We start from the raw sequence: 23,092 nt of genomic DNA, 5'->3' as shown, positions 1-23,092 counted from the left end.
GATTCAATGCTGTCGTAAAATCAATAGACGACATGAAAAATAATCATCTCTGTAGAGACAATCACCTGTATAAATCTTAAGTATGTTTTCTTATTTGATTTTCGATAATGTCCAAACCTTTGTTCAATTGTTCATCGGTAATGACAAGCGGACACAAAATGCGTATCACATTTTTGTGAGTTCCGGCACTTAAGAGAACCAGACCCTCTTCAGCACAACCTTTCACAATTTTAGAACATAGGTCCGTATGAGGATCTCCAGGATCATTATTTTTTATAAATTCTATACCTATCATAGCCCCTATACCTCTTACGTCACCGATTTCAGGATAATGCCTGCTTAATTTTTCCATGCGGCTGGTAATCAGTTTACCAATGTGTAAGGCGCGTTCATTCAGGTTTTCATCTTTCATATACTGAATGGTGGCCAGTGCTGCGGCGCAACACACAGGACTTCCTATATAGGTTCCGCCAATGGTTCCAGGTCCGGCAGCATCCATAACTTCTGCCCTGCCCACAACAGCAGCAATAGGAAGACCGGATCCCATAGATTTGGCATAGGTGCTCAAATCTGGTTGCACTCCGTAGTGCTGCCAGCTGGCCCAGTGTCCTGTTCGGCAAAAACCGCTCTGGATTTCATCGAAAATCAACATCACCCCGTGTTCGTCGCAAAAAGAGCGAAGTCCTTCCATATATTTTGGAGGAATCGGATTAAATCCACCCTCACCCTGAATGGGCTCCACAATGATAGCGGCAACGCTATTGATGTCAACCATGCTATGTGCACTCTCCCTTAACCTCCTGAGCTCGGTCTCCACAAATTCTTCCATGCTCTGGGAACCGTGATATTTATAGAAGTTAGGAAACGGGATGCGGTACACTTCAGGCGCAAAAGGACCCGATGAAAATTTATAATTTACCTTACTAGTAAGACTCATTCCCATCAATGTCCGACCGTGATAGGCTTCTGTAAAACAAATAACTGCCGGTCTTTGTGTCGCCTGACGTGCAATTTTTATAGCATTTTCAACGGCCTCAGCCCCGGTACTGATGAGCATGACCTTGGTTTTATCGCCGTGAGGAAGAATGTCTGCAAGTTCTTCACACAACCTGATATAAGGTTCATAAGTCACAACATTGAAACTGGTATGAAGATAATTCTCGGCCTGTTCCTGGATCGCCTTAACCACAGGCGCCGGACAATGTCCTGCATTGACAACTCCAATCCCACCGGCAAAATCTATAAGCTCATTACCATCTACATCTGTAATGATGGCCCCTTTGGCTTTTTGTACGGTTGCTGTATTAAAAACACCAACGCCGTTGGCGACAATGTTTTTTCTCCTCTCCAGGAGCTCCTGAGATTTTGTTTGCTCTTGAGTCATAAAAAATTTAAATTATTATATAGTGTTCAATGCTGGTCTGAAAACATCGGAATTAAGTTTTTTGAGAAAAACCTGGAATACCCTTTCAGCGCTTTTCAATATACGATTTAATTCTGTCATTCAAAATGACTTTTTCGCTTAAAATCAGTAATAAAATGGACCAAACACTAAAGTTATACTAATAAGCTTGTTAATTAATTTGTGTAAAAACAGACTCTAAAAACCTATCTGCTTTATCGTCAATAAATTATAGCTGCAGAAGCCACATTCAGCAAATTCAACTTTAACAATCCAGAAGCTCTACATATTGTTAAAGAATTTAACTAAAAATAGTTAAGCTTTTTAACAATAGACTTCCAGAGGTTATGCATACACCTTACATTGGCTTGCTTAAAAAAACTCAATTTCCGAAAACGAAAGCTTCACCTTTTGATATGAATAAACCTTTTCACTCAGGGTACTGTTGTAAAGGTTATTTTCGGTTGCAAATAATCCCTCTAAAAATTTTACTTATGTTTAGCCTTCTGTAATTCCAGTAAAACTTAAACACGATGAAGAGAACAACAGATTCTGTAAACATAAGATATTGGAGCGGTAACCGCACACAGATCAGGCAGGACTACGAAGGCTTGGTATTGATAGCCGTCCTGGAAGCGACTGAAAAAGATTTTGGGTTATGGAATCTAGAAGAAAACACAAGCGATTTGCCAGGAGATGAAGAATCTAAAGTGTTCACGGAAAAAAATTATGATCTACTGGTAAGCATAGCAGGTAATCAAAAGTTTAAAGATCAGGAAATTCATATGATAGAGTACCCCCTGGTTAAAAATTTATTAGGCTTCAGAATACCAATAGTCAGAGAAAACGTTTCATCACAATTTCATTCTGAGGCGAAAACCTCTGACTTAAAAGCGCTGGTTCACGGCATTCCGGAAACCTGGGGGGATGTCACAATATTTGAAGAAAACGGATATTCGGTTTTAGAAAAAGGCAGCTTAGATAGTCTGTTTGAAAGGCTCTCCAACAAAGAATTTGATTACACGGCCTTTGGTGCTAATGAAATCCTCAGTGTTTTTGAACATAGAGCTTCTAAATTTGAAAACCTGGAAATAGCCGAAGCTGTGCTTTTCTATTACCCCTTTCCTATGGTCTTTTACGTTCATCCCCGTCGAGAAAAGTTAGCCAAGCGGATACAAACGGGCATGGAAAGAATTCAAAAAAACGGCGATTTAGATTCGATTTTCCGTTCGTTTTATGGAACATTAGTCACGGATTTAAAACTGACTGAGCGTAAGATCTTTAAATTGAAAAACCCCTTTATTCCCGAAACCTTTAAAAATCTTCAACCTGATCTTAATTCTATTCAAAACTAAAGCCACATACACCTGATGCTTCTAATTATAGGCAGATTCAGATTTCAGCGTATCCACTATCACTGACTTAAAACTTTACTCTGTAGGTTTGTTTAGATTCGGTTTAGAGTTTAGTCAGAGTTTTACTGAGAAGATATGTATCTAAACTGTTGTTTATAAACCAGTTACAAATCCATTTCTTAAAATATTCAGCTGACAGTTAAGTGATTTAAAAACATGCAGAATTATAAAAGGTTCACCTCAGATGAATCTTATTTTAAAAATCCTATTTTATTTATGAAACCTTAATTGCTCAGCTAACTCTCATCTTTTATTTAGTTTTAAAAGACATAATTAAAATAATTGAACACTTGAGAACTGAAATACTCAAATTACTGACGACTGGAATGGAACTTAATGATCTGTTAACGGACAATTATTCCGATGTATTACCTCAAAAATCCTGGAAACTGCATAACACACAGTGAGTACTGATTTACCTAATAAAGTGAATGCTTTCTTAAGCATTTGGAATGTGGTCGAGAATGAAGAGAAATACAAACCACTGGACTCTATTGATGACCCTATTTCTCTTTTTGAAAATGAAGATATTCAGAAGTCAATAGATAAAACAACAGAGAATAATGACCTGACGGGTATAAGTCCGTTGCGAGAGTAAGCCTTTACTTTATCTGAAATTTTAAGCAATGCTTTGAATGGTATGGAATCGAGCGTACAACTGCTAAGTGCTCAAATACAGCTGGGTGAATCTCTTAAAAGACGAGGCGGCTACAGCTAGGTCTTTTTTATTAATACCCGGCTGCCTGACCGTCAACGCGAGATTCTGAAGCCCCGTAATACACGCCGTTTTCCTGATCTTTTAAGATGCCTTGATACCTTCCAAAAAAACTGTTACCCACCTCTACCTTATGGCCTTTGGCGCGGAGTTGGCGAACGACTTCGTACCGAATTCCAGATTCGACATTCACCTGACCGGTAGTAGTGAGATGATCCGCAACTGACCCGGTTGGTTTTGATGAGCCGGAATGGTCCCATCGGGAAGCATCCCCGGCTTCCTGAACATTCATTCCAAAATCGATTATATTAGTCAGGATACTCACATGTCCTATAGGCTGGTAGGCGCCTCCCATATTGCCATAGCTTAAAAACGGCTTTCCGCCTTTCATCACAAAGCCCGGGATGATCGTATGAAAAGGCCGCTTACCAGGCTGATATACATTGGGATGTCTGGGGTCTGTAGAGAATAATTCCCCCCGATTTTGAAAACTAAATCCAAGTCCGGGGACCACAAAGCCTGTGCCCATGCCTCTAAAGTTACTTTGTATCAAAGACACCATATTGCCTTCGCTGTCTGCTGTTGTCAGATAAACCGTATCTCCATTTTCAATCACCTCAACCCCTGTACTCATGTCACTCATCGCCTTTTCCCCAATGAGCTGTCTTCGTTCAGCGGCATAATCTTTGGACAATAAAATGTCGTAAGGCACATTCTGAAAATCAGGATCGGCGTAGTGTTTTGCTCGGTCTTCATAAACCAGCTTTTTGGTTTCGATATAGGCATGCAGGGTTTCTGCCGTCCCGAATCCCATGGACGCTAGGTCGAAGCCTTCCAGGATATTCAGCATTTGTAAAACCGCTGTACCCTGTACATTTCCTCCTACCTGATACACATCATAACCACGGTAATTGGTGCTAACAGGCTCTATCCATTCGGAGTGGTGGTTTTTAAAATCTTCATAACGCAAATAGCCGCCTTGCTCTTTCATCCAGCGATCTATCTCCTGAGCGATTTCTCCTTCATAGAATGCATCTCTGCCCTTTTCAGCCAGCAAGCGCAGGGTGTTGCCCAGGTCAGGGTTTTTGAAAATCTCACCTTTACGGGGGCCCCGGCCATCTATGGTAAACGTAGATTCAAAAGCGCCGGGCTGTGTCTTTAAAAAAGGAACACTGGATCTCCACCGCATGGAAATCGCTTCGGTCACAGGAAATCCGTTCACCGCATAATCGATTGGCGATTTCAAAATGTCCTTCATCGGTAGAGAACCAAATTTTTTATGCAGCTCAAACCAGCCGTCGACTGCGCCAGGCACGGAAACCGAAAGCAAATGATAAGACGGTATACTTTCCCGATCGATTGCATCTAGCTCAGCGAGTAAACCCTCATACGACAAGCCCAGAGGCGAACGCCCGCTGGCATTGATGGCGTATAATTTCTGACTTTTCTCATGCCAGATAATGGCAAACAAATCTCCCCCGATTCCGTTGCCGGTGGGTTCCATTAGCCCTGTAGCCGCATTGACGGCAATGGCTGCATCAATGGCGTTTCCGCCCTGCTTCAGGATATCCAGTCCAATTTGGGTGGCTAAGGGATGGCTGGTGGCCACCATCCCATGTTGTCCTATGACTTCAGATCTTGAGGCAAAATTAAGTCCTTTCGCTTCTCGATCGGCCTGTGCAAAAGTGAAGCCCGTCATTAACAAACCTAGTGATAAACTGCTTAAATGCTTCAGATATGAATTCATAATATGTGTTTTAAGATCTAAGAAATCAAGTTTTTGACTTAAAAATTCTTATAAAGTTAAATATCTATTCATTCAAAAACTAATAAACCATTACCTCATTACTACACACTGTACATCATAAAAAAACTCTTGAAGCTTAAAAACAAACAAAACAGCACGATCAAAATTCCTACGGCATTTTGTAACCAGGTGTTTTTAAATTCGCCCATCAGCTTTTGGTTAGAGACCATAGCAAGAAGTATTATAGCAATAAAGGGCAATAATATAGCATTACTCACCTGGGCAATTTGAATCAACTCAATCGGATTGATGCCTAAGGAAGAAAAGAAGACGCCGAGAAAAAGAATACCTCGCCAGGTCCATTTGAATCTCGGATGCGACTTAGCTATCTTCCAGCCCAGGCATCCTTTCAGGACATAGGCAGCAGCCAAAGCGGCCGTGAGTGTTGATGTAATTCCTGCGGCAAAAAAACCAAAGCCCAGTAAATACTTTGCATACACCCCATACAGAGGTTCCAGGGTTTCCGCCATATCCAAAATAGAAAGCAGTTCTTCCTTGGGTAATCGGGAAGCCGACACCACGACGGCAATGGAAACTATTCCGCCGAGGCCTATAGCGATGGCAGAATCCCATTTGGCCGCTGACAAAGCCTTTACGCCATTCCATTTTTCCTGAACGATAGAAGAATGCAAAAACAAATTGTAAGGGACAATGGTTGTCCCGACAATGGCCAGAACAGTGGTTAAAGATTCGGAAGGCATGTTAAAAAGAAAAACGCCTTGCAATAAGGCCAGGTAACTCGGTTGGGTGATGATGGCTGTGGTCAAAAACGACAAACTCATCAAAACCACCAGGACAATCAAAACGTTTTCGATTTTTTTATAGCTGTTCATATTCAGGATGAAGAAACAAATCACACCGATGAGCAGAGGCAGATAATCCAGCTGGAAACCCCCGATACTGACCAGGGTATCTGCATAAATCACCGAAAAGCCCATCACAGCGCCACTGATGTTTCCAGCTTCGTAGGCTGCATTTCCAAAGACGATGGCGACCACCACCAGAACCATGAGAATGCTTTTGAGTATGGGATGTTTGACCACATGGCGCATGGCTGTGCCCAGGTCTTTTTGAGTGACCAGGCCAATCCTGGCAGACATGTTTTGTAAGACGATGGTGGCCAGAATCGATAAGACCAGCGCCCAGATCAGATCGGTTCCAAACTTAACGCCGGCAATTGAACAAATGGTAATCGTCCCGGGACCGATAAAGGCTGCCGCTACAAAGGTTCCCGGACCGAAATAGGAAGTGAGTTTTTTGATCATTCAGGACGCTTTTCGAGTGCATAAAGCGCAAAGGTTCCCAGCCAGTGCGAGCCCTCATAGGTATCGCCAAATAAATTCGGATAGGCTTTCGCAAAATGTTTATCTCCTGTGGTTTTCAGATGATAAAAGGCTTCATAAGTATCGGCCAGTTCATAGAGGTTCCAGGCTCTGCTGAAATTGAGACCATCCAGGTGTACCAGCTTTCCATCGCTCCTGTCGCTTACTTCAGCAACCTCTAAAGAAAAATATTTTGAAAATAATTCCGGCATAAAGTCCCTGGCCCAGACTTGAAATTCATTTTCAGGCAACACTTTAGCCATCAGAGAAGCTTCTTCCAGACATGGCGATAAAAAATCGTAGCCGCTTGGCTCCCACCCGATCGGGCAATTTTTATCCCCGAGGTAAAAATCCCTGGAGCGCTTGAAGAGGAGTGCCCTGAGCGCTTCTTTTTCAAAAGTCTTCGCATAATCTAAAGTCATGGACAAGGCAAAAGCGGTGTTGGGATGTTCTCCCACCCGAATGGGATAGACCAGTTTGGGCAAAAACGCCATCATTTTGTCTTCCAGCAACTCGACAAGCGGCATCAGATTAGTGAGCCATTCCTGTGCCTGAGGGTCTTCCCAGGTTTTGAGTTCTCTGGCCAGGGTAAACAGCCAGGCCCAGCCGTAAGTGCGTTCAAAATTTGTATTGTGTTCGGTTTCAAAAAACTCGATTTCGGTTTGAATGTGTTCTGCCGTAAGCCTTTGCGATAAAGCACTTCTGATATTATCCGCCTGCTTAAGTTCTGGAAAGGATTTGAGCAGTTTCACCAAAGACCACTGACTGTGCACAGCAGAATGCCAGTCGAAACAGCCATAAAAGGCAGGGCGCAGATCTTTAGGTCTGGCCAAATCGGCTCCCGAGCCCAGCACCTGACCCAGTTTGTTCGGGAATTCCTGAGTGATGCACTCCAAGGGAAGTTCAGCTAGCTGTTCTGCTTCTTCAATCCCAAATTCAGGAAAAGAATGGGTCTCAAACGGAGATTTGGTTCCGCCTTGGGTATCCGGTGACTTCTGACAACTCCAGAACGCTAAAGACAGAAAAACTACACAAGTCAATTTCATAGAATTCAATTTTGGCTGACAAGTTAAAGAAATCACACAGTACTTTCAAAATCCGAATTTATTTTGATATCATATAGCCGGTATAAACCACAAAGCCGACAAGCAGCAGGAGAGCCTCCCAGCGGTCCAGGCGTTTGGCTTTACCGCTGAACATAGCGATAAACAAAAACAAGGTAGCCCCCACAAGCAGATACATTTCAAAATTGAAAGACACATTGTAAGCAATAGGTTTGATCAGGGCACTCACCGGTACTATCAAAAGCACGTTGAATATATTGGAACCAATCACGTTACCAATGGCGATGTCGGCGTTTTTCTTAAGCGCAGCCACTATGGAAGTCACCAGCTCCGGCAGGGAGGTTCCAGCAGCAACGATGGTTAATCCTATCACTTTTTCACTGATTCCAAATTCCAGGGCCATATCCGTCGCATTGCTCACCACCAGGTGTCCACCGTAAACCAGACCGGCTAAACCAAAGACCACCAAAAGCGTCATTTTAGTGGTCGTGTAATCCTGAGCAGGAGGGCTGTCATCTGACTTCTTCACTGTTTCGGAAGAAAGCCCCCGATAGATATAATACATAAACCCTGCGAATAAAAGCAGTAAAACCAGGGCATCGCCCCAGGACACCTTGGCGGTGCTGCTTCCAAACCATGCGTTTGACAAGATATAAAGGACTATGATTACAACAAGGGAAATAGGAATTTCTATCCACACCATGCTTTTTTGTACGGTAATGGGTTTGATGAGGCCTACAATGCCCAAAATCATCATCAGGTTAAACAGATTACTGCCCAGGACATTGCCCAAAATCAAATCTGACTGCCCCTGTACGGAAGCCACAGAACTCACCACCAGTTCAGGGGCCGATGTGCCGAAAGCCACTATGGTAAGTCCAATGGCAAGATCAGACATGTTCAGTCGTCGGGCCAGGGCTGAGGCGCCTTTTACCAAAGCATCCGCTCCGAAAATCAACAGGACAAAGCCAAAAATTACCAAAAGTATTTCAACTAACATATGCATTTTTTATAAAGCGAAATTAGTCTGAATTTTCATTCAAAAAGCAACTCAGTTCATAAATTTAAAAGCTTTTGCTTACATTTATCAAAAACAAATGTATGTCCAAAACAGTACTCATTACTGGAGCCAGCAGTGGAATAGGATTGGCCACCGCCAGACAATTTGCCAAAGAAGGCTTCAAACTTATACTCTGTGGTCGTCGGCAGGAGCGTCTGGATGACTTAAAATCAGAGTTGTCTTCACAGACGAAAGTCACCACCCTCAATTTTGATGTAAGGGATCAGCAAGCGGTAAACGAAGCCCTGGAATCCCTCCCAACTGAATTTAAAGCCATTCAAATCCTTATCAACAATGCCGGCAACGCCCATGGTCTGGATTACATACAAGAGGGCTCTTCTACAGACTGGGATGCTATGCTGGACATCAATGTGAAAGGCTTACTCTATGTTTCTCAGCCGATCATACGGACCATGATCAAGAATAATGACGGCCATATCATCAACATCGGTTCTACGGCAGGCAAGGAAGTTTACCCCAAAGGTAACGTTTATTGCGCCAGCAAACACGCCGTGGACGCGATCAATAAAGGCATGCGCATGGATTTGAATGCGCACGGCATACGCGTGGGCGCCATCAATCCCGGCATGGTCGAAACCGAATTCAGCAAAGTCAGATTCAAAGGCGATGAAGATCGTGCCGAGCAGGTTTACAAAGGCTACAAAGCCCTGCAGCCAGAAGATATCGCCGACATTATTCACTTCACGGTCACCCGGCCCTATCACGTCAACATCGCCGACCTTGTGGTCATGCCTACCGCCCAGGCCGGCAGCGGAATGATCAACAAGTCCAGTCAAGATTGATTTTGCCCCTGCTGGCGTTCAGGTTTTGCGATATCACCAGCTTAAAACCTTAACGCAGACCTGATGCCGGGAACTGGGGCTTAATGGCAGTTTGAAGATGTAGTTGTGTATATACGTGAGCGTTCATCTGAAGTATCCAAATGCGGTATCTACAGCTGAAGCCCCTCTTGGGTCGACCTCTCGACTGCGCCTGCCTGCGGTCCCCTTGGAAGGCAGGCTCTAACCTAAACAAAAAACAAGCTGAAAGTCGAGACCTATTTTCAATAGTATCAAATGATACTATCAGAAGAACTAAAACCACAACACAATTTTATCACTTCCTTACCATCCATTTAGAACAAGCCTCTTAACTTTGTAAAAAACATAACACACATGAGCAGCCCTATACAAGACCTTGAACCTAAAGCAATCTGGAAAAACTTTTCAGACTTAAACGCCGTGCCGAGAGCTTCCAAAAAAGAAGAACGCGTCATTGAATTTATGATGCAGTTCGGGAAATCTTTGGGTCTCGAAACCCTTCAGGATAAAGTTGGAAATGTAATCATCAAAAAACCGGCGACTTCCGGCATGGACGATCGCAAAACCACGGTTTTACAGTCGCATCTGGACATGGTTCATCAAAAAAATAACGATACGGATTTCGATTTTGATACCGAGGGTATTCGCATGTATGTGGATGGCGACTGGGTAAAAGCCGAGGGGACCACGCTTGGCGCCGATAACGGACTTGGCGTGGCCACGATTATGGCGATTTTGGAAAGCAAGGATCTGCCGCATCCCGCCCTAGAAGCTTTATTTACCATCGATGAGGAAACGGGCATGACCGGTGCCAAAGAGCTGGATGGCAGTATTCTGGACGGTGAGGTTTTACTCAACCTCGATACCGAGGAGGATGACGAAATCGGGATTGGCTGTGCGGGTGGCGTGGACATGACCGCCACACGTTTTTATATCGAAGAATCGATTCCCGAAAATTCGCTGGCTTACAAACTCAAGCTCAAAGGTTTGCAGGGCGGACATTCAGGCATGGACATCATCAAAGGCCTGGCCAATGCCAATGTCCTGATGAACCGACTCTTGTACTCCGCCTATACAACGGTAAACTCCCGAGTCGCAAGCATTGAAGGCGGAGGACTCAGAAATGCCATTCCGCGTGAAAGCGAAGCCGTGGTCATCGTACACCGGGACCACAAAGACAAGTTTGAGGATGCCCTCCATACCCTTTTTCATGAGATCAAATCTGAATTTGCCAGCCTTGAGCCGGAGATGAAGTTTGACCTGGAACAAACCGAATTGCCTAAGAAAATCATGAGCAGCGATGTGCAGGATGCGGTGTTGAAATCCATTTACGCCGCGCATAACGGGGTGTACCGAATGAGTCCTGACATTGAAGGTTTGGTAGAAACCTCCAACAATATCGCTAAAATCTCGCTGGGAGGCGGAAAGATTGAAGTCTTATGCCTGACGAGATCCTCACTGGCGTCGTCCAAAGACGATCTGGTGAATTCCTTAAGTTCGGCTTTTGATCTGGCTGGTTTTCAGGTTGACCTATCCGGGGATTATCCAGGCTGGTCACCCGACCCGTCTTCAGAAATTCTTAAGGTCGTCGACCGCATTTACCAGGAACAAAACAATGAAAAAGCCCATGTCGCCGCCTGCCATGCAGGTCTGGAATGCGGGATTTTAGGCAGTCATTATCCCGAAATGGATATGATTTCCTTTGGACCGACCATTCGCGGGGCGCACTCGCCAGACGAACGCGCCAGCATTTCCAGTACCCAAAAGTTCTGGAAACTGACTCAGGAGGTCTTGAAGCAAATACCGGTAAAAGGATAGACTGGTTGACCGGTCCACTGGTTTAAACATAATTTGTCATTCTGCCTGCCTTTGCCGGCAGGAAGGCTCGTCGAAGCGAAAAAGCTTCATCAAAACGATCAGCGATCGGTAAATTTGAAACAGCTTCCTCATCAGCCACATTCGCAGAGACTAACAAAAAAAGAAAACAGGCTCCTGTTGTTCAACAAGAGCCTGTTTTGATTGTGATTTAATAGACTTAATCCCAATGTGTCCGGATACCAATCTGGAAATTATTCAAGTCGGTTAGGTTGTCGCTGAAAATGGAATTGAGGTTATACTGAGCAAAGACCGCCATGTTTTCCCAGCCTATATAAGCACTAAGGCCATACAACAGGTTATTGGTGTTGAAGTCATCCCGCTCCCGAAGCTTTACATCGGTTCGGCCGTCATTGTACTTTAACTTCTGAGTATTCAGTATATTTATACCTGCAAATCCACCCAGACCTACTTTAAAATCATGATCACTAAAGCGCTTGTTGCCATTGTCCAGAACCGTGGTCTTTGAACTTCCAAACTGAAGATGAACCGGAACGATTAAATTGTCCATTCTGAATTTCGATTTATCCAGATCAAACCCAAACTCTTGGAGTTCGGTCTGTTCGCCATTTTGAACAAAAACGGAATTGTTTTTTGGTTTTAAGCCGTTAAACTGAACAGAAACGCCATAATTCAATCTTAAAAAATTGGTTTCTTTAAACACCCGTGTACTCCACTCATACCCAATTTCAAAGCTACGGCTTCCCCCAAATTTGAAGGAGGTGTCGTCTATACTTCCCCCCTCCAAAACCGCATTGTTGAAAGACAAACTGGAGAAAACTGCCCCGCTTGTTCTGGATGAATAGGGAAGATCCCGGTGTTTTAAAGTCTCCTGTGAAACCTCCTTCTTAGATGAAATTTCAAACAGGTCGAAGGTAAAACTTGATGGACTTAGACCCAATTCATCGATAATGGACAGATAAGAATCATAGTCTTCAAACTGATCAAAGTCTACTTCGTTATATTTCCTTTTTTGAAAAGAAGCCCAGTCGATAAGCAATTCCTGAGCTTCTTCTATGTTTGCAGCAGACTCTGTTGCAGCCTCCATCTTGAGTTCCTCAGCTTCAGCAGGTGAAAGCTCTCCGTTTTCCAGCTGAGAATTGATTTTACTCACTTTAGTACTCAAAAAGCGCTTTTCTTCGGTTTCAATCCTGTTGAGAAGCTGCTTTAGCTCTAAAGTTTCATTCTTAGAAAAGATCGAAAAATCTCTGTTCTGTGCCACAAGTGATGTGCTCCATATACTGGCTAAAAACAGGACTATAAGTGTTATTTTAATAGGCATAATTTTAAAATTTAAAGGTTGAACATTAGATAAATACAACAGGTATGTCTTTAAATTGGGCGCCAACATAGCTGTATTGGATTATAACTACCTAGCCCCGAGGCTAGATTTTAATTCGTTGAAATTCACTTCTATAAACTTCCAGATTTTATCTTTAAAAGAGTCTGGGTTTTCACGATCCACCTCAGCCAAAAGGCGTTCTGCCGAGAGCTGATCGAAAATCTGTTTATCCCTCTTCGTGGATAAATCGGCTCTGGCCTGTGCTAATAAGGCATCCACTTCGCTTAGATTCTGCTGACGAAAACGCTCCTCTTCGAGCTCCTGCTCTACCTCGGTCAGTAAGGTTTTAGGCTTAAGGTGATTAGGTTTTAGGGTACCGGTGCTGATAGATTTAGGAGCTTCGATTATTATCTTGGATTTGGGTAGCTGAACGAATGAAGCTTTTACCGCTTTAGGCTGAAGCTGAATGACAGATAGGATTATCGGTCTTTCAGGCTCCATGTCCTGAGTTTCCTTTTCTTCTGAATTGACCATAGGTCCTTCCTCTGTAGAAACAGAAAAATAAGCTGGAGACAATAAAACCAAGAGCCCGATAAACCCGGCGGCAATGCCGCTCCAAAACCACAAGCTTTTCGTTATAGATATGCGGGAACTGGCTAATTCTCCGGTGATTTTTCCCCAGGCTTCCTCCGTTGGCTGGATGTCTCGCTGGTTGAACTTATGCTGTATGTCGTTTTTAAACTTGTCCATGAGCTGTGGCGCTTAAGGTTTCTAATTTTGTTTTGAGCAGTCGCCTGGCTTTAAACAGCTGCGACCTGGAGGTTGCTTCCGTAATATTGAGCGTTTCTGCAATGGCTTTGTGCGTATAGTCTTCGATCACATGCATGGTGAATACGAGTCTGTAGCCTTCCGGCAGTTCGTCGATAACTTCCTGCAGCTCCTCCACCGACCACTCGGTCAGGCCCGGCATCCGGACCACTTCAAAATGCTCTACCTCATCGGTAGAAAATTCGATGTCTTTTTGCTGTCTGAGGAAATCAATTGCTGTAGTCACCATGATGCGACGGACCCAGCCTTCAAAACTCCCTTTGTGTTCGAAGCGATGCAGGTTTTTAAAGACTTTCACAAAGCCGGTGGACATCACATCTTCGGCATGATGAAGGTCTGAAATGTAAAGCCTGCAAACCGAGAGCATTTTGGGAGCAAACTGCCTGTAAAGGCGGTACTGTGCCTTCTGGTTGTGGCGTTGGGCCTCCCGAATATTTTGCTCTAAGTCTTTATGTAGCTTGATCAGTTTCACAGTTAAACAGGGTATCTATTTATATAGACGAGGAATAAACCTTCAGCGTTGCCTGAAGCCTCCAGTTTATTTAAAAAGATTTTCAATCGTCTTCCTCACCAGGCAACCGCTTTCAGGCAGGACGGGGGTTGAAGCAAATATCGTGACCTTTTAAAATGTGTTGTACACAAAATCAAAAAAAGAAAAAAAGCAGGTCTGTAAGCCGGATTCTGTTCCCGATCGAAATCGGGACCCTATCATTTATCTAGGATTTTTGTTACCAAAAACCTCAATCTGTTTACCCTCCAAGATCGGGCGCACAACCCTCAAGCCTTGGTTTACATAACATTTCACCACATAGAGTTTACCGATTTCACTACAGCCGAACTGTACTTGCTTTCTGTTGCACTGGTCCTTCCCCGTCCCGATAGTCCCGATAGCTATCGGGATCGGGACGGGACGACGGGCGTTACCCGCTATGTTGTGCTATGGTGTCCGGACTTTCCTCTCTCCCGATTTCCCGGGACAGCGATAGGGCGACCTGCGCTGCAAAAGTAAGTTTAATTATTGGAGTTTTGATGGAGAAAGTAAAGAGTAATAAGTAACCAGTAATGAAACAGGAACCAGGACAAGTGAGTAGTGGGTAGGTAGTAAAATAGAGAAAAGAACAAGGAGCCTAGAGCAATGCCCAATTAGCAACGAATCAGGAAATAAGAAACAGTATACAAGACTGATACCAGGCTTTTAAAATTTCCTTACACATGATTTTGCCTTCCTCCAAGTTCAAACACACCTGCGGGTGATGGACACCCGACTTTCATTGTTTTTGATTTCAACTGGCACCCCTATTTTCGTAATAACACTATTTTAATTCAACTAACCCCTGTTTATTTAGAGGTAAATATAAAATACATGTACATCTAAACACCAATACCTCTCCTTTTTTGTTCGTTTGTAAATTATTTTATTAAAATTACAAGATCTAAGCCTTTGCTTTATAAAAGAGGTTTTGCTGTATCAAAACAAGGACAGCTTCAATTTTTGTTTTACCTTTTCTCTGAAGTCGTGGGGATAGGTACGATCTCCCATAAAAATATCGGTCATATACTCGGCTGCACGTTGCCCGTGTTTTTTCAAAAGTATATTACGCAAGGTTTTATTTTCATAGAAAAAACCAGCGAGTTTAACACCCAGTCTAAGTTCCGGCAGTAGTTTTTTATTCAACTTTTCATCATAAAGCTGAATGGCTTTTTCCAAATTCAATTCACTTTCCACTATGGAAGTGGCCGCTAATTTACCACTATAAATCGCATTCGAAATACCCTCAGCTGTCAGTGGATCTGCAAAGCCGGCAGCATCGCCAATAAGAAATACATTCTGCTTCACAAAACCGTCCGTTCTTGGTGTATTTGGAATAATAAACCCATGACCCTGTTCTTCTAGAACTTCAGTTATCCCAAGCATGGTTAAGTAATTCTTATAATGCGTTTTTAAGTCAACCCCTTTTTTAGTTTTCAAAAATTTTCCAACACCAACTGATAAGTGATTTTTCTTCGGAAAACTCCAAGCATAACCATAAGGAACGACATCAATATCAAATCGAGCTGATGTCGATAATCGCCTGAAGTCTTCATCCGGTACTTTGATTTCATATTCTAAAGCAGGACACATCATCCGTGTTTCTTCCCAACCTGCCAGCTTAGCCGTTGGACTCAAAGCTCCATCGGCTGCAATGATGAATTTAGCCTGAAATGTATGCGATGTCGTGGTTAGCGTAGTCAACTGATGTTTAAAATCCAAGGCCACTAACTTTTGGCCCTGCAGGAGTTCTACACCCAGTTCCTGAGCTTTCTGCACCATCAAAAAATCGAATTCATCCCGCATAATCATGCTGATAATTGGATGTTTTCGCTTAGTATTGAGCGCCATTTTTTTGGCTTCAAACCTGATGTCCACATCAAAAAATTCACGCTCTACTGCTGATGTTATATCAAAAGGCATGTCTTTCCTTCCTCTAAACACAAATCCACCTCCACAGGTTTTATAACGTGGCAGGAATTCCTTTTCTATAATCACTGTTTTTAAACCGCTTTTTGCAGCTTCAAAAGCAGCACTAGCCCCCGAAGGTCCACCACCAATAATGGCGAGATCGTAAGTTTTCATAACTGGTTATTTGTTAGTCTGATGGTAAAAATAAATTATTTTTTGAAAGTAGATAAGAAAAAAAACAGAGACAAGAACAAAGAGCAAGGAAAAAAGAACAAAGGGACACAACAAGAGTAGTGGGTAAAAATAGAGAAAAGAACAAGGAGCATAGGATAAAGAGACACAATAAACCAGCAACGAACAACGAAACAGGAACTGCTATAGAAGACTGGTAACAGGCTTTAGACCAGGTCGGCTTTTAAAATTTCCTTACACACGATTTTTCCTTCGTCCAGGCTCAGGCCTTTGGCTAAAGCGGGATTGGAAGCGCAGGCCTCTTTCCAGCCTTTGTTCGCGATTTCCAGTATGTACGGGAAGGTCACGTTGGTCAGGGCCAGGGTGGAGGTATAAGGCACTGCGCCGGGCATGTTGGTGACGCAGTAATGCACCACATCGTCTACGATATAGGTCGGGTTTTCGTGAGTGGTCGGTTGGGTGGTTTCAAAACAGCCGCCCTGGTCCACAGCTACATCGACCATCACCGTACCGGGCTGCATGTCTTTCAGCATGTCTTTGGTGATTAGCTTGGGCGCTTTGGCGCCAGCTATCAGCACAGCCCCAATAATCAAGTCGGCGGTTTTGATGTGTTTTCTGATGTTGTATTCATTCGAAAAGGCGGTGACCACGTGGCTGGGCATGATATCGTTGACATACCTAAGTCTTTTCATGCTGATATCGAAAATGATGACATGCGCACCCAGGCCTGCAGCCATCTTGGCCGCCTGAATCCCCACCACGCCAGCGCCCAGCACCAGCACCTTTCCCGGGGTCACCCCAGGAACACCGCCTAAAAGGATGCCCTTGCCACGGATAGGCTTTTCCAGGTATTTGGCACCCTGCTGAGTGGCCATACGACCGGCAACTTCAGACATGGGCGTGAGTAACGGTAAACTTCCGTCTTCATCCTGCACCGTTTCGTAAGCGATACAGACAGCTTTGGAGTCTATCATGGCCTGAGTGAGGATCTGACTGGACGCAAAATGGAAATAGGTAAAAATAATCTGCCCTTTTTTAGCCAGGCTGTATTCTTCTTCGATAGGCTCTTTGACTTTGACAATCATTTCAGCCACCTGATATACCGATTGAATGTCGGGCAGAATTTCCGCACCGGCTTCTCTGTAATCCTGATCCGAAAAACCACTGGCCAGGCCGGCCCGGGTCTGAACGTAAACCTGATGCCTGCTTTTGGAAAGTTCAAAGACACCGGCAGGGGTGATGGACACCCGACTTTCATTGTTTTTAATTTCAATTGGCACACCTATTTTCATAATACTATGTTTTTAATTTACTTACCCCCTATTTAATTAGGGGTAAATATATAATTAATGTATTTATGAATGACATTACCCCCCTTATTTTTTATTCAATTTGAATTATTTTATAAAATTCAAATAAATCAGGAAACAGGAATCAAGGAACACGACAAGCAGTTAATTAAATACGAGCAACTAACAACCAATAACGAATCAACTAACCTCCTCTACGTCTCAAAACTCACCAACTCAAATCCTCACCCCCCCCTCACCTCTCATCAACTCACTCAATTTTTCAAAAAAACACTACATTTAGGTCTTAAAACTTTTACTTATGAGTGCTTCTGATGTTTTTCAAATCGTCAATACCATCGTTTTACCTGCCTGGCTGATCCTTATTTTCTTTCCTTCCAAATCCTGGCGGAATCCTGTGATTTACGGGTTTTCCATTGCCATGTCTGTCGTTTATCTCGTCTATGTCATCACAGGTTTGGGCGATTTTGATATGGAGTCGTTTAGTGAACTCGAAGGCATCAAAGCCATGTTCACCTCCGATGAAGCGGTCTTGACGGGTTGGGTGCATTATTTGGTATTTGACCTCCTTGTGGGGAATTGGATTCTGAATCAGTCACGGAAACACAACATCAGTCACTTTCTTATGATTCCTTGCCTGCTCCTCTGCTTTATGTTTGGACCTGTGGGATTTCTATTGTATTACATCATTAAAACAATACATACTAAAAGGCTGGATGAGTAAGAATAAGCTTTTAAAAAAGACATTGAGAATAGAATATATTGAAATTTAAGACATCCTCTACAAACCTCTACTCTTCATAGCTGCGCTTTGCTCTTTTACTTGATCAGTATAGCCATTTTTTCTCAACAGTTTACATTCAAAAAAAAAGCCCTGCAATGGCAGAGCTTTTTTAACACATAAAAGTAATCAACTTACATTCTTACATCAAACCGGTCGAGTTCCATCACTTTTGACCAGGCATTGACAAAATCAGTTACAAATTTTTTATTGGCATCTTGGGTCGCATAAACTTCTGCAAGCGCTCTTAATTCAGAGTTAGATCCGAAAATTAAATCTGCACGCGTTGCGGTCCATTTTACTTCACCTGATTTTCTATCTTTTCCAACGAAAATCATTTTTGAATCTTCTTTTGCTTCCCATGTATTAGCCATATCAAGCAAATTCACAAAATAATCGGTGGTGAGTTCACCAGGAGTCTCTGTAAGTATACCGTGATCTGTTTGGTTATGGTTTGCCCCTAAAGCTCTCATTCCACCAACTAATACTGTCATTTCTGGAGCTGTAAGTGTGAGTAACTGTGCTTTGTCTACCAAGAGTTCTTCTGTGGTTAGCGTGTATTGCTTCTCTTGGTAGTTGGTGAATCCATCGGCCATTGGTTTAAGCAATTGCATAGACTCAACATCGGTTTGCTCCTGAGTAGCATCTGTTCTTCCAGGCGTAAATGGCACTGAAACGGCATATCCAGCCTTTTTCGCTGCCTCTTCAACAGCTAGGTTACCACCAAGTACGATTAAGTCGGCAATAGATACTTTCTTATTGGTATTATTCTTATTGAATTTCTTCTGAATAGACTCATATGTTGAAAGTACTTTTTCCAGTTGTTTTGGATTATTAGCTTCCCAGCTGCGCATGGGCTCTAATCGGATTCTCGCTCCATTAGCTCCTCCCCTTCTGTCGGAATCTCTATAGGTTGAGGCAGAATTCCATGCGGTGGTCACCAATTCTGAAGTGGATAAGCCTGACTTTAAAATATCAGCTTTTAAAGCTTCTATATCCGCATCCGTTATCATTTCATAATCAGCTTCTGGAATGGGATCTTGCCAGATGTAATCTTTTGAAGGGGCTTCTGGTCCAATATAGGTTGAATTTGGACCCATATCTCTGTGGGTTAGCTTGAACCAGGCTTCAGCAAATGTTTTATTGAATTCCTCTGGATTCTCATAAAAGAACTTTGAAATCTTCAAATATTCAGGATCTTTTATCAAGGTCAAATCTGTGGTAAACATGGTTGGCTTATGAAATTTACCTTCAATGTGAGCGTCTGGATAATCAGCCTCGGCATCGCTCGCGATCCATTGGTATGCGCCAGCTGGGCTTTTGGTTAATTCCCATTCGTTTTCGAAAAGAGACTTGAAGTAACCTTGGCTCCATTCTGCAGGAGTTTTGGTCCAAATCACTTCCAAACCAGAGGTAATCGCATCCTCGGCTTTACCCGATTTATAAGAACTCATCCATCCTAAACCTTGATTTTCTATAGCAGCGGCTTCTGGCTCAGGACCTACATTTGAAGCATCTCCAGCACCATGAGATTTACCGATGGTGTGTCCACCAGCAATTAATGCTACCGTTTCTTTGTCGTTCATTCCCATGCGACCGAAGGTTTCACGAATCCCATCAGCAGCCAAGGCTGGATCTGGTTTTCCATTGGGTCCTTCTGGGTTAACGTAAATCAATCCCATTTGCACGGCTGCTAAGGGTCGCTCTAAATCGCCATCTTCATCATATCGTTTATCGTTTGCTAACATTTCGTTTTCTGCTCCCCAGTACACATTGCTTGCCGGTTCCCAGGTGTCTTCCCGGCCTCCGCTAAATCCTACGATCTCCAATCCCATATCTTCATAAGCGACAGTTCCTGCTAAGATCATCAAATCTGCCCAAGACAAACTTTTACCGTACTTCTGCTTAATGGGCCATAGCAAACGTCTCGCTTTATCCAAGTTGGCATTATCTGGCCAAGAGTTGATTGGCGCAAAGCGCTGCTGACCATCACGTGATCCCCCGCGTCCATCTGCTGACCGATAGGTTCCTGCACTGTGCCAAGACATACGAATAAAAAACGGACCATAATGACCATAATCTGCTGGCCACCAGTCTTGTGATGTGGTCATCACTTCTACAAGATCAGCTTTCAATTGTTCATAATCCAAAGCTGCGAAAGCTTCTCTATAATCAAAATCTTCTCCCATAGGATTAGATTTTTGAGTGTGCTGCCTCAGGACACTTATATCTAAACTGTTTGGCCACCAGTCTTTCCCACCAGTTCGTTTGGTTTGTGAAGATTCAGTGTCTTCCATTTCGGCTGTTTCAGCCTGCATCTTAGCGTGTGGGTTTTCCCCATCTTTCACTTTGATCCTGATGCCTGTAACCGGACAGGTTTTGTATACAGCTTCTGCACTTTGCTGAGCAAATACGGATACTGTGAACATAGCAAAGGCTGCAATTAATAATTTTTTCATAGGTATAAATTTTAGATATAAATATTAAAATTACTCAGAAACTTCATCTGATTATCTTTTTTGAAATCACTGTTTTTGATTGATCTATTAGAATCTCTGATAGTAGAATATGCAGCGATTAGATGCAACTGAAAATCAAAGCCTTAATCCGAATGCTCGATTAGTGTCATTTTACAATGAAACTAAAATCAGAAAACACTCCAACTTTTCAACTCAAGACTCCCCACTACAAACTCTCCATAATATCAACCAGCTTGGCGTTTAAGTGGGAAATCGCATCGGCATAACGTTCATCCCACACAGAAAGTTTGTCTTTATTTTCCATTTCGATTTGGTATTGAAGGCCTGGCAGTATCCAAGAGGCATAGCCACTAAAGGGATCGGAAGAGGCATACAGGGACTTATACCAGTCGCCGTAAGGCATGCCTTCATCATATAAAAAGCTTTTTTCCAAAGCCAGTAGCTTAGCATTCAATCGTTTCGTTTTCTTCTTGCTTAGGTTTCCGTTTTGAAGCTGTTCCTCAAAGGCTTTCGCCACAAGATTGGCAGTCGCCTCTAAGCTGGATATCGCAGAAGTTGAAGCTTTAAATCCGGCAAAATCAGAATAAAACCCCCTTACCTGCTTTTCGGCATTTTTAAAGTGCATGTCTAAATCTGTAGCATACTTCACCACATCGTAGGGCAGTATAGCCGCATTGGCCAGGCGCAGACTGAGGGTGCCCATGACCGCTTCCACGGTAGGTCCCATTTGGAATTCGGGATCAACGAAGTTTTCGTAAAAGTAGAAGTCGTCGTAATTGGTGTGGTATAAGGTCGGCCCCCTGGTGCCACCACTAAGAGAAGGCACGCCGGCGTGCATATAAAAGGCTATGTGATCTGAACCACCGCCCAGGTTACCTATGCTTGGCTCGTCATTGTCTTTAGACCAGTGCTCGTAAACCGTCTCCTCGGTATATGGGTAATCGACTTTTTTGGTCGCTTGCGCGAGAACCGTTTTGAGACTTGGTGACGAGGAGGCCCCAAAATTCTTACCCGACACCGCTGCATCAAGGTTGATATAGGCCACGGCTTTGGCTTTCAGCTCGTCTTTGAACTGCTCCACCCACTCGCTGGAACCAATGACTCCGTGTTCCTCGGCATCCCAATGCGCAATCAAAATAGAGCGTTCTGGTCGGTTGCCGGTTTTGGCCATCTTACCCAAAGTTTCGGAAAGGCTCAAGAGCATCGCCGTACCTGAGTTGGGGTCTGTAGCTCCAAACGCCCAGGCATCGTAGTGACAGCCCAAAATAATCCACTCATCTGGATAGGTTTTGCCTTTTAGCGTCCCTACAATATTATAAACTTCAGTGAATTTTTTAGGCTGATCAACTTTTAACCTGACGGTCAATTCTGAGCCGCCTTGCAGTCTGTAAGTATAAGGTAAGCCCCCTTGCCAGTCTTGCGGAACGGCCTCCCCTTTCATATGTTTGAAAATGTGATCGGCAGCGCCATAAGAAATAGGCGTTACGGGAATGGTATGTAAGCCCACATCTTTAGGATCAAGTCGCTCTGGGGAATCTTTATCGTCTCTAGGCAAAGCCGGTTCGTAAGGCGTTAAAGGATCTCCGGTCCAGTCGGCAGTAAGCAAAGAGCCGCGTTGGATTCCGCTGTCGTTGTAATACACACCGTCTGGAAAAACTAAACCTTTGGTAAAGCCAGAGTCTTTGGGATCGGTATAAATGATGAGTCCAGCAGCGCCGTAAGCCTCGGCAAATTTGGCTTTATATCCCCGAAAGTTACCTCCATACCGGGCAATCACAATTTTACCTTCGACGGATATCCCGAGGTCTTCCAATTTTTCAAAGTCAGCTTTGGTGCCGTAATTGGCATACACCACCTGAGCAGTGACATCTCCACTCCCCGAATAGGCATTCCAGCCTTTTACCAGTCCGGGATCACTGGAATACGGATCATCGGCTAAGGCTTTTTCCTGCTGGTCTAGAACTATGGACTCTGGTGTCATCACTTCTACCAAAGATTCTCCAGGACCACTACTCATATAGATGTCGTAAGGATAATTCTCCACATCCAAGCCCGCCTGACTCATGCTTTTGACGATGTAATCTTTCACCTTTTCATTGGCAGGCGTCCCTGCGATATGCGGGTGTTCGGTAAGCGTTTTGAGATGGGATTTGAACCGGGTGCTATCTATGCTTTCCCGAAACCGGGTCTCGAGCTCGAGTTGTGTTCTGGAAGCTTCGAGACTATAGCCTGTAAGATCCTGGGCTTGTAGTGTTGCTGCTATAAGTAAACTGAAACTGAAAAGAAATCCTTTCATGG

Annotated in this window: 17 protein-coding genes and 1 other RNA gene; 5 read left to right on the top strand and 13 right to left on the bottom strand. The window is 43.6% G+C overall.

Annotation, left to right across the window (positions count from 1 at the left end; genetic code table 11):
- Positions 1-76: 76 nt before the first annotated feature.
- The gene (locus tag G3567_RS04160) at positions 77-1,384 is read right to left on the bottom strand and encodes an aspartate aminotransferase family protein (protein ID WP_164004065.1); all 1,308 of its coding nucleotides are present in this window, start codon (positions 1,382-1,384) and stop codon (positions 77-79) included.
- A 551-nt stretch (positions 1,385-1,935) separates the two neighbouring features.
- On the opposite strand from G3567_RS04160, the gene G3567_RS04155 reads away from it, so the two are divergent.
- Entirely contained in the window at positions 1,936-2,757 is an 822-nt protein-coding gene (locus tag G3567_RS04155; protein WP_164004064.1) for a hypothetical protein, read from the top strand.
- 463 nt (positions 2,758-3,220) lie between these two features.
- Positions 3,221-3,415, top strand: coding sequence for a hypothetical protein (locus G3567_RS04150; RefSeq protein WP_164004063.1), 195 nt, complete (start codon positions 3,221-3,223; stop codon positions 3,413-3,415).
- A 130-nt stretch (positions 3,416-3,545) separates the two neighbouring features.
- Here G3567_RS04150 and ggt read toward each other — a convergent pair whose 3' ends face one another.
- The 4 genes from ggt to G3567_RS04130 all read right to left on the bottom strand — a co-directional run bounded on the left by ggt (position 3,546) and on the right by G3567_RS04130 (position 8,725).
- Positions 3,546-5,279 (bottom strand): gamma-glutamyltransferase, encoded by a 1,734-nt coding sequence (ggt, locus tag G3567_RS04145; RefSeq protein ID WP_164004062.1) that lies wholly within the window; start codon positions 5,277-5,279, stop codon positions 3,546-3,548.
- A gap of 101 nt (positions 5,280-5,380) precedes the next feature.
- The gene (locus G3567_RS04140) at positions 5,381-6,604 is read right to left on the bottom strand and encodes an Nramp family divalent metal transporter (protein ID WP_164004061.1); all 1,224 of its coding nucleotides are present in this window, start codon (positions 6,602-6,604) and stop codon (positions 5,381-5,383) included.
- Positions 6,601-7,707 (bottom strand): DUF2891 domain-containing protein, encoded by a 1,107-nt coding sequence (locus G3567_RS04135; RefSeq protein ID WP_164004060.1) that lies wholly within the window; start codon positions 7,705-7,707, stop codon positions 6,601-6,603. The genes G3567_RS04140 and G3567_RS04135 overlap by 4 nt, the downstream gene beginning before the upstream one ends.
- 58 nt (positions 7,708-7,765) lie before the next feature.
- A complete protein-coding gene (locus tag G3567_RS04130) occupies positions 7,766-8,725 on the bottom strand; it encodes a calcium/sodium antiporter (protein WP_164004059.1) in 960 nt (319 codons plus the stop codon).
- Between the two features lie 101 nt (positions 8,726-8,826).
- Between G3567_RS04130 and G3567_RS04125 the strand changes: the two genes are divergently transcribed.
- Together G3567_RS04125 and G3567_RS04120 are read left to right on the top strand one after the other, a co-directional pair.
- Complete coding sequence (locus G3567_RS04125; protein ID WP_164004058.1) at positions 8,827-9,588, top strand: SDR family NAD(P)-dependent oxidoreductase; 762 nt, start codon at positions 8,827-8,829, stop codon at positions 9,586-9,588.
- Positions 9,589-9,960: 372 nt separating this feature from the next.
- On the top strand, positions 9,961-11,424 hold the full coding sequence (locus G3567_RS04120; protein WP_164004057.1) for an aminoacyl-histidine dipeptidase: 1,464 nt from the start codon (positions 9,961-9,963) through the stop codon (positions 11,422-11,424).
- A gap of 217 nt (positions 11,425-11,641) precedes the next feature.
- Here the strand turns inward: G3567_RS04120 and G3567_RS04115 are convergent, their stop codons facing one another.
- From G3567_RS04115 to ald, 6 genes are all read right to left on the bottom strand, one after another.
- Complete coding sequence (locus G3567_RS04115; protein WP_164004056.1) at positions 11,642-12,763, bottom strand: TonB-dependent receptor; 1,122 nt, start codon at positions 12,761-12,763, stop codon at positions 11,642-11,644.
- 87 nt (positions 12,764-12,850) lie between these two features.
- The gene (locus G3567_RS04110) at positions 12,851-13,513 is read right to left on the bottom strand and encodes a hypothetical protein (RefSeq protein WP_164004055.1); all 663 of its coding nucleotides are present in this window, start codon (positions 13,511-13,513) and stop codon (positions 12,851-12,853) included.
- Positions 13,500-14,063, bottom strand: coding sequence for an RNA polymerase sigma factor (locus G3567_RS04105; protein ID WP_164004054.1), 564 nt, complete (start codon positions 14,061-14,063; stop codon positions 13,500-13,502). Before G3567_RS04105 ends, G3567_RS04110 begins: the two co-directional genes overlap by 14 nt.
- Before the next feature lie 182 nt (positions 14,064-14,245).
- An RNA gene (gene rnpB, locus G3567_RS04100) (RNase P RNA component class A) lies at positions 14,246-14,590 on the bottom strand.
- 469 nt (positions 14,591-15,059) lie between these two features.
- Positions 15,060-16,205 carry a geranylgeranyl reductase family protein gene (locus G3567_RS04095; RefSeq protein ID WP_164004053.1) on the bottom strand — a complete coding sequence of 382 codons (1,146 nt, stop codon included), beginning with the start codon at positions 16,203-16,205 and terminating at the stop codon, positions 15,060-15,062.
- Between the two features lie 224 nt (positions 16,206-16,429).
- Positions 16,430-17,515: an alanine dehydrogenase gene (gene ald / locus G3567_RS04090; RefSeq protein WP_164004052.1), complete on the bottom strand. Its 1,086-nt coding sequence runs from the start codon at positions 17,513-17,515 to the stop codon at positions 16,430-16,432.
- A 319-nt stretch (positions 17,516-17,834) separates the two neighbouring features.
- On the opposite strand from ald, the gene G3567_RS04085 reads away from it, so the two are divergent.
- The gene (locus G3567_RS04085; RefSeq protein ID WP_164004051.1) at positions 17,835-18,257 is read left to right on the top strand and encodes an ABA4-like family protein; all 423 of its coding nucleotides are present in this window, start codon (positions 17,835-17,837) and stop codon (positions 18,255-18,257) included.
- 191 nt (positions 18,258-18,448) lie between these two features.
- On the opposite strand, the gene katG is transcribed toward G3567_RS04085, so the two are convergent.
- Complete coding sequence (katG, locus tag G3567_RS04080; RefSeq protein ID WP_164004050.1) at positions 18,449-20,773, bottom strand: catalase/peroxidase HPI; 2,325 nt, start codon at positions 20,771-20,773, stop codon at positions 18,449-18,451.
- A 226-nt stretch (positions 20,774-20,999) separates the two neighbouring features.
- Positions 21,000-23,090, bottom strand: a complete 2,091-nt coding sequence (locus G3567_RS04075) for a M28 family peptidase (protein ID WP_164004049.1) — start codon at positions 23,088-23,090, stop codon at positions 21,000-21,002.
- Between the last annotated feature and the right edge of the window lie 2 nt (positions 23,091-23,092).

The organism is Psychroflexus aurantiacus (assembly GCF_010820555.1).
Lineage (GTDB): Bacteria > Bacteroidota > Bacteroidia > Flavobacteriales > Flavobacteriaceae > Psychroflexus > Psychroflexus aurantiacus.
The sequence above is the reverse complement of the archived record's forward strand: the minus strand, read 5'-3'. Positions and strand labels throughout refer to the sequence as shown.